The sequence below is a fragment of the Candidatus Electrothrix sp. genome (genome assembly GCF_052785085.1).
Map to the genome: position 1 here is coordinate 22,039 of NZ_JALAAI010000032.1, position 8,976 is coordinate 31,014.

Genomic DNA, 8,976 nt, shown 5'->3' on the forward strand with positions numbered 1-8,976 from the left:
AGTATTTCCTGAAAATTCCTGATAAGGCCTTGTTATGTTGATCCTCCCTCACTATCACGTTCTGCAGAAAATATGTGAAAGTGGCCGTTCACTCATCTATCGTGGCATAAGAAAACAAGATAATCAGCCTGTTATTCTGAAAATGCTCAAAGAAGAGCATGTCTCACCAACAGAATTTTCTTATCGCAAACAGGAATATGATATCATAGCAGGCCTTTCCCACCCAAGGGTCATTAGAGCGTACGGGATTGAACCCTATCAGCATACCCTTCTCCTTATTGTAGAGGATATTGCAGGGGTGTCCTTAAAAAGGGTTATGGAAAACCAAAGGGTCTCTATCCAGGAGTTCTTTCCTCTGGCTCTCCAGCTTGCTGATGGTATGGCCTATATCCATTCTGTTGACATTATTCATAAAGATATCTCCCCGGATAATATCATTGTCAATCAGGAAACAAATCAACTGAAAATTATCGACTTCGGAGCAGCCAGCCGTTTGCTGTACGAAATGCCGTCAGTGCAAATGCTTGAACGATTACAGGGGACCTTAGCCTATGTTTCTCCTGAGCAAACCGGTCGGATTAACAGAAGGGTTGATTACCGAACCGATCTTTATTCCATGGGGATCATTTTCTATGAACTCCTTGCAGGCCGATTGCCCTTTCAAGCCCTTGATGCCCTGGAAGTCGTCCATGCCCATATAGCAAAAAAGCCTTCTCCTCTTTATGAGGTTGCTCCCCATGTTCCACGGGTTGTCTCGGATATTATAATGAGATTACTCAAAAAAAATGCTGACGAGAGATATCAGTCTGCGATTGGGGTCAAGGCAGATCTTGAAAAATGTTATAATAATTTTCAAAGATTAAAAGATGATCCTGCTTTTTCTTTTCCCTTGGCAGAGCAGGATATCTCTGCGAGATTGCATATTTCTCAACAGCTTTATGGGCGGCAGGAGGAGACCAGAGTCTTATTGCAATCCTTTGAGCGGGTTTGCCAGGGGCAGACCGAGTTGATGCTGGTAAGCGGTTATTCCGGGGTTGGGAAAACAGCTCTTGTCAATGAAGTCCAGAAAAACATGACCTTGATGAATGGGCATTTTGTTGCTGGTACGTTTGAGCAATTGCAAAGAAATACACCTTATTCAGGGATTGCAGGGGCATGTGATAGTTTTTGCCATCACCTGCTCATGGAAAAGGAACATGTTTTGGCACAATGGCGGGAGAAGATTCTTGCTGCCTTGGGAGATCATGCCCAGCTTCTTGTTGAAATTATACCAACCCTGGAGCTTATCATAGGTCCTCAGAGTGAGGTGCCAGTACTTGATCCCACAGAGGCAAGGAATCGATTTTCCTTATTCTTTGTTCAGTTTATTACCTCTCTTTGCGATAAAGAACACCCAATAATTTTATTTCTTGATGATCTGCAATGGGCTGATCAGGATTCCTTGGTACTGCTTCGGAAAATAATTACAGATGATAATATCAATCATCTTTTTATTATAGGGTGTTACAGGAATAATGAAATTGATAACCAACATCCTCTTATGGAGTTTTTGGAGGGGTTGAAAGAAATACATGCAGTTGTTAATACGGTTGAATTAAAGGGCTTATGCCCGAAGAGCATTGAGCAACTTGTCCAAAAAAGCTTAGGAAATCAACGGGAAAGAATTGCGCCTCTTGCAAACCTCATTTATCAGAAAACACAGGGAAACGCCTTTTTCATCCATCAGTTTTTACAGGTTTTACGAGAAAAACGGCTTTTGCATTTTAATCTTGAGCAGCAGCAATGGCAGTGGGATATTGAGCAAATAGCATCACGGAATATCACAGATAATGCTGTTGACCTGTTGGCAGGTACAATAGATCGTCTTTCTTCTGCATCCAGTACACTTATCCAGTTGGCTGCCTGTATTGGTAATACCTTTGATTTTGCAACGCTGGTAAAAATTTATGATGATTCTGAGACGGAAGCCTTAGCAATTCTCTGGAAAATTTGCAGACAGGGACTCATTCAGCCTCTTGATGAAAACTATAAGCATATTGATTTGGCAGAAACAGCAAAATTTAAATTTTCTCATGATCGGATTCACCAGGCAGCTTACGGATTGCTTGCTGATGACCGGAAAAAGCGTATTCACCTCCAGGTTGGTCGTTTGCTTATCAAGGAGAGCCGTTCCACGACCTCTTCTGATTTTTCTGAAAACATTTTTGATATCTGTTGGCATTTTAATCAGAATTTCGATATTATTGATGATCCAGAGGAGAAGATTGCCATTGCCCGTTTAAATTTGCAGGCAGGCCAGAAAGCAAAGCGGGCAATGGCAAGTCAGGTTGCGATTGAATATTTGGAATTTGCCAAAGCATACTTGCCAGCCAATCATTGGCACACAGAGTATGATATCTCGTTGACCCTGTATACGGATATTTTGGAAGCGTATTTTTTGCTTGGTCAATTTGAGCAGGTTGAAAAACACGCTGAAACTATGCTGCAAAAGACCAAGCATCTGGTTGATAAAGTCAAGCCCTTTGAGATTATTATTCAGTTGTATATGCTCAGGAATCAGATGAAATTTGCCTTGGAAACTGCGTTGCAGGTTTTGGAAATGCTGGAAGTCCATTTGGAGCAAGTTCCTCTTGAAAAGATTTCCGTTGAAGAAATTTATACACTGGGAAGAATGGCAGTCCCTGAACAACAAGCTGCTATGCGCATTCTCAACTTTGCTATTTCCCCATCTTATACAGTTGCGCCGGAACTCTACCCCAGCCTTGTCTATACAATGGTCAGGATATCGATAACTCACGGTAATTCAGATCTTTCTGCATTTGGTTATGTCAATCTTGCCCTCCTCTTTTGCGCCTCTGGTAAGATAGAGCAAGGTTGGCAAGTAGGACAGGCCGGACTTTGGTTGCTGAATAACTCTTCCTCAGAAGCTGTCAGGGCAAAGGTATTTGCTGCTTATTACGTTACAGTACATCATTGGAAAAAACATGCTCAGGAGACCATTGACCCCTTGCTCCAGGGCAGTCGATATGGCCTGGAAAGCGGTGACCTGGAATTTGCAGGTATCAACCTTATGCATTGCGGAAGTTATCTTTTTTGGCTGGGCCATCCGCTTGCAAGTGTTGCCTGCCAACACGAAGAATTCTGTGCCCTGATGCAGCGCTGTAAACTGGAGTACCAGCAGATCTATCTCAATATCTGGCAGCAAACAGTATATAACCTCCAGGGGAAGAACATATTACCGTATAAGTTACAGGGCAAAGCCTTTGATGAAGAAACCATGCTTGCTCCTTTGCTGGAAAGTAATTATGGAATGGCTGTCTTTGCTGTGTATCTTGCCAAGACCATGCTCTGTTATCTGTTTAAAAAAATTAATCAGGCCCGGGATAATGCCCTGTTAGCGAAAAAATATGAGCAGGCAAATACCGGTGTCATGGTCGTCCCTATCTATCAATTCTATTCTTCTTTAGTTTTGTTGGCAACTTTTCATCAGGTGCCTGATAATGAGCAGGATGATATTATCAGAAAGGTAGAAGGGGCTCAGCAACAGATGAAATTCTGGGCCAGCCATGCACCGGAGAACTTTCAGCATCGTTATGCCTTAGTGGAAGCAGAAAAAGCACGTTTTTTGAAGGAGCCTGGGGCAGAAGAATGGTATGAGCAGGCGATTCTGTTGGCTGAACAAAATAATTATCGAATAGAAGAAGCCCTGGCCTATGAATTAGCTGGTGAATATTACTGGGAACGGGGAGTGAAAAAGATTGCCCGGACATTTTTTCAGGAAGCCCATTCCTCCTATAGCAAATGGGGGGCAAGGGCAAAGGTTGCCGAGTTAGAAGGACGTCATCCTGAACTTGCAGAATCCTGTGATGGAATAGGTACAACTGTGAACGCTACCATGCTCCACTCTTCAATGCAGTTGGATCTGACCAGCGTGATCAAGGCATCGCAGACATTATCCCAGGAAATTGTGCTCAGCAAATTACTGGCAAACATGATGCGCATTGTCATGGAAAATGCAGGGGCTGAAAAGGGATTATTATTATTACCACGCCAAAAAAAATGGTTTATTGAAACAGAGGGGACTGCTGATAATGATGAAATAAAGGTTCTTTGTTCCATTGCTCTTGAAGAATATTCTCAAGTACCCAGTACGCTTATTCACTATATTGCCCGGACCCGGGAAAATGTGGTGCTCTCTGATGCTGCTCAGGAGGAGCGTTTTCGCCACGACCCGTATATTTTACAGGAACAATGTACGTCCATCCTGGGTATGCCCCTGGTCAATCAGGGAAAGCTTGTTGGTATTATTTATCTGGAAAATAAACTGACAAGAGGTGCCTTTAATCAGCAACGATTGCAGGTGTTAACCCTTCTCTCATCACAACTTGCCATTTCAATTACCAACTCTCTCTTATACAGCCAGCTGGAAAAAAAAGTTGCAGAGAGAACCCGTGCCTTGCAGCAGGAAATAACAGAACGTAAACGCGCTGAAGAGAAAGCAAAATCTGCTAATAAGGCAAAGAGCTATTTTCTCTCCAGTATGAGCCATGAATTTCGCACACCACTTAATGTAATCTTGGGATATGCGCAAATTCTGGAGCAGGATCTTGTTCTTAATGAGGAGCAGTGTAATCAACTTACTGTAATAAATCGGTATGCTCACCATCTGCTTGGTCTTGTCAACGAGGTGTTGGATCTTGCCAAGATTGAGTCAGGCCTGATAACCCTGGATATAACAAGTTTTGATCTGAATAATTTTCTTGAATACCTCAAAGAAAGTTTTCAGCAACAGGCTGCTCAAAAGGGCTTGTTTTTTACAATAAAAAAAGACAAGGATTTGCTTCGTTATATCAAAGCAGACAAGAGAAAACTTCAGCAGATTTTTATTAATTTATTGGGTAATGCCTTTAAATTTACCAGGTCAGGTGGGATTTCATTACGTGTACGCTCTGCAAAAGAGGCTGGTAAGCCCTTGATGCTCCATTGTGAAGTGGAAGATACAGGGATTGGTGTTCTGCCGGAAAAGCAGAAAAAAATCTTTGCCCCGTTTGTCCAGGCGTCGACAAGTGTGGATCAAAGTGTTGGTACCGGCTTAGGGCTTTCCATTACCAGGCAATTCGTCAAACTGATGGGAGGTACTATTGGTTTGACCAGTACGCCTGGTATCGGCTCAACGTTTTTTTTCAAGGTTGCCATTGAACAAGCTGAACATGGTGACATAGAAAACACAGTACCTTCTCGCCATGTCGTTGGGATTGCATCGGATCAGAAGCCGTGCCGCCTCCTCATTGTTGAGGATCTTGTTGCAAATCGCAAAATACTGGCCAACATATTGAGCCGTATAGGTTTTCAGGTCAAAGAGGCAGCCAATGGAATACAGGGTGTGGAAATATGGCAACGCTGGCAGCCGGATCTTATCTGGATGGACATACGCATGCCGGTGATGAACGGCTATGAGGCAACACGAGAGATACGAAGCAAAGAAGAGGAGAAAAAGGTTGTTATTATTGCCCTGACTGCCCAAACCTTTGGAGATGAACGGGAGCAAGCCCTTGAGGCAGGTTGTGATGATTTTGTCAGTAAGCCGTATAAACAGGAAGAGCTTTTTGCAGCCCTGAAAAAGCATTTAGATATTCAGTTCATTTATCAGGATGATGATGGAGATACTTTTCATTCTGGCAAGCAATATGCTACAACGTATCTTGAGCCAACCTGTATTGATGCGCTACCAGAGGATGTCATAAGCAGGTTACGTATCGCAACACTTGAATTAGACCAGCAGAGTTTTTTTGCCGCTCTGCAAGAACTGCCTTCTCTTCATGAGAAAACAGCTACCGCCTTACATGTATTGGTTGAAAATTACCAGTTTGAGGAAGTTGAAAACATTCTTGGGAGATAAAGATGATTGAGAACGACCGTATACAAGGAGATATACTTGTTGTCGACGATTCACCGGAAAATTTGAAACTCCTGGTCAAGATACTCAATGAAAATAACTTTCAGGCCAGAGGATCAAACTCTGGACCCTATGCTTTGAAGTCCATCAAGAAAAAGCGCCCTGATCTTATTCTTCTTGATATTAAAATGCCTGAAATGGACGGCTATGAAATATGCTCCAGGCTCAAGGAAGATGAGTCATTGGTTGATATTCCGGTTGTTTTTCTCAGCGGTTTAAAAGACAGTACAAGCAAGATCAAAGGGTTTGAGGTTGGTGGGGTGGACTATATTACCAAGCCTTTTCAACCCCAGGAAATCCTTGCCAGGGTGCGTACTCATTTATCAATGAGCCGGATGAAGAACCATCTTGAGGAAATGGTTTTGGAGCGAACAGCTGAGTTGCAGAAGGTGACGGAGCAGGTCAAGGCAGCTCTTAAGGAAAAAGAGGTACTGTTGAAGGAAATCCATCATCGGGTAAAAAATAATATGGCAATGATGTCGTCTTTTCTTCAGTTTCAGATTGATCAGGTCAAAGACCCTGACGCCCTGCAGCGCTTCATTGACACAAAAAGCCGTATTTACACTATGGTTTTGGTTCACGAGAAACTCTATAATACAGAAGATCTTCAAAATATTAATTTTAAGGAGTTTGTTCAGGCGTTGGTTGAATCTTTAATATTTTCCTATACATCTTCTCCATCTCATATATCCTTAACCATAGAGGTCATTGAAGTTTCCTTGAATCTTGATCGTGCAATTCCCTGCGGTTTAATCATCAATGAACTCGTGTCCAATGCCCTGAAATACGCCTTTCCTGATAACAGGAAGGGAACAATCAGTATTGGCTTTATCATTGATTCTGAAGACAGGTATGTGCTCACGGTCAGTGACGATGGGATAGGTTTACCTGGACAGGTGAATTTTCAGGAAGTTGATACCATAGGTTTAAGACTTGTGCCGCTTTTATCAAGCCAACTTGATGGAGAATTCGTTGTCAAAGACGGGGGGGAGGCTTCAGGGGGAACGAGCTTTCGGATTGTTTTTCCCTGATATTTTTTTGGATCCCAAGCTCCGGCTTAGGTGCTCTTATTTCTGGAACTCTGTTTTTGTCTGAAACGGGCTTCAGTATGTTCTGTGCCCAAGCAGAGTTTGAGCACCAATAAACTACAGACGGTCAATCCAATAGTATGGACGCTTTTTTTGATGCATAACTGCAATATTTACGCAATCTTGCATGAGCATCCCGAAAAACTTCTTTAGCCGGTCTCCCTGTTATATTACCAGCCTTATATTCCTTATAACGCCTCTTAGCTTCTTCCAGCCACAAACCTTCACATTCTGCTTCACTGAAATCGTCCAAACTGCTGATAAGACTGGCGAGCAATGCAGACCGCTCCTTAAACGGCAGATGACGGGCAAGTTGTTCGCATTGTTTTAAATCGGTGTTCATAATGTCTCCTTTTTCTGGCCCCCAAGCTCCGGCTTGGATGCTCTTATTCCTGAAGCTCTGCTTCATACAAAAAGCTCTGTATCCGGCATCCCAAGTTTCAGAGAAAAGGCATAAAAAAACCGGGCAACGCATTACATACGCACCCGGCAAAAAAAAAAAACCAAAAAGGTTTCCAATAAGATAATTAAATGGGTTTTGCATGTCAAGTTTTTTTTCACCATACTTTCTACAAAGAACAATAAAAAATATGTGATTTGGTATCACAGGCCAAAATCAAACCCCGTAGCCATGCGGGTTACCGGTCGAGGTTGCAGGTTCGAATCACACAACCCACTGGGCACGCATTCCTCACGCGCCCGGCAAGAAATCACCCCCCGCTCCCCCCGGAGCAGGCCCACTCACTCCTCTTCATCCTCCTTCCTCCTCCCCTTCTTCCGCTCACTGGCCCTTGTCCCGCCGACCATATCGTATTCCGAGGAGTCGTCCCCGAAAATCCCCTTTACCGTTGATCGGGACCGGACAATATAATCACTCACATCCTCGGCCAGGTCCCCTTTTTCGTTCACCAGGCGTGTTTTGTCGGCGTTCAGGGCGTCTATCTCACCGACCTTGGCCTCCAGCGCGCTGATTTTTGTTGCCATCACGTCAGCGGAAATAGCATCCGGCAGCCCGTCTCCTATTTTCTCCAACGCCTCTTTGACCTGATGAGCCTCTTTGAGCAATTTGGGCACACTTCCAGTTAACATCATGACCTCCTTTTGTTCTGCGCACTGGCCCGAGGAAACTATCAGGCCGTGCTTTTTTAATCAGTCATCCTGCTTTTTCAAACAGGCCCTCTCCGTGCAAAGAAAGGACCGTTACTTTTTAAAAATCATGAAGCGTGAGAAAAGAAAGGAGAGCTGCGTTCTTTAAAAGTATTGCTCCATTCTTTACTCTGACATCTCCGTAGTAAAAAAGGAGTGGCGCGAGGAAAGAAAGGACGACTACATTCTTAAAATGCACCTCTCCATTCTTTCCTCTGACATCTCCGTAGTAAAAAAGGAGTGGTGCGAGGAAAGAAAGGACAACTACATTCTTAAAATGCACCTCTCCATTCTTTCCTCTGACATCTCCGTAGTAAAAAAGGAGTGGTGCGAGGAAAGAAAGGACAACTACATTCTTAAAAAGTATTGCTCCATTCTTTCCACTGACGCTTCCAGAGAAAGATAGGGGCAATGCGAGGAAAGAATGTGGCACCCCTTTTTTTAAAAGAACCTCTCCTTAATTTGTTTGCTCTGCTTTGCAGAAAACACCTTTTTCTGATACCATAGAAATATCCATTGCGCAATTGGGTAGATATACCCATTTTTTCATGGGTGCTTTCACCCATACAGGACGCAATCCCCCACCAGAAGGGCATTACAGGTCACCTGCCCTTTTATCCGGTAAAAAAAAGAAAAAATATTTTTAACGAAAAAAGAAGGGCTCTTCGCAGATTAGTGGGAAACGCCATATTCTGCATAATTAGAATAGACATTCTGGGGAGATAATATTATAATTTGTGAAAAAAATCAAAGAGGTTTTTCCATGAAACTACTTTCTCTTGCTTA

4 protein-coding genes are annotated in these 8,976 nt (G+C 43.2%); 2 read left to right on the forward strand and 2 right to left on the reverse strand.

All coding sequences use genetic code 11. The features are described 5' to 3' along the window. The first annotated feature begins 34 nt into the window (after positions 1-34). Positions 35-5,899 (forward strand): protein kinase domain-containing protein, encoded by a 5,865-nt coding sequence (locus L2082_RS07290; RefSeq protein ID WP_446011581.1) that lies wholly within the window; start codon positions 35-37, stop codon positions 5,897-5,899. A gap of 2 nt (positions 5,900-5,901) precedes the next feature. Continuing rightward, positions 5,902-6,987 carry a response regulator gene (locus L2082_RS07295; RefSeq protein ID WP_446009031.1) on the forward strand — a complete coding sequence of 362 codons (1,086 nt, stop codon included), beginning with the start codon at positions 5,902-5,904 and terminating at the stop codon, positions 6,985-6,987. Between the two features lie 124 nt (positions 6,988-7,111). On the opposite strand, the gene L2082_RS07300 is transcribed toward L2082_RS07295, so the two are convergent. Then, on the reverse strand, positions 7,112-7,588 hold the full coding sequence (locus L2082_RS07300) for an addiction module protein (RefSeq protein WP_446009032.1): 477 nt from the start codon (positions 7,586-7,588) through the stop codon (positions 7,112-7,114). Between the two features lie 197 nt (positions 7,589-7,785). Next, positions 7,786-8,136, reverse strand: a complete 351-nt coding sequence (locus L2082_RS07305; protein WP_446009033.1) for a hypothetical protein — start codon at positions 8,134-8,136, stop codon at positions 7,786-7,788. Between the last annotated feature and the right edge of the window lie 840 nt (positions 8,137-8,976).

What these genes read in the sequence shown, in the direction of transcription:
- L2082_RS07300 (WP_446009032.1), bottom strand. Translation starts at nt 7,588, where the DNA reads ATGCAAAACCCATTTAATTATCTTATTGGAAACCTTTTTGGTTTTTTT.
- L2082_RS07305 (WP_446009033.1), bottom strand. Translation starts at nt 8,136, where the DNA reads ATGATGTTAACTGGAAGTGTGCCCAAATTGCTCAAAGAGGCTCATCAG.
- L2082_RS07295 (WP_446009031.1), top strand. Translation starts at nt 5,902, where the DNA reads ATGATTGAGAACGACCGTATACAAGGAGATATACTTGTTGTCGACGAT.
- L2082_RS07290 (WP_446011581.1), top strand. Translation starts at nt 35, where the DNA reads ATGTTGATCCTCCCTCACTATCACGTTCTGCAGAAAATATGTGAAAGT.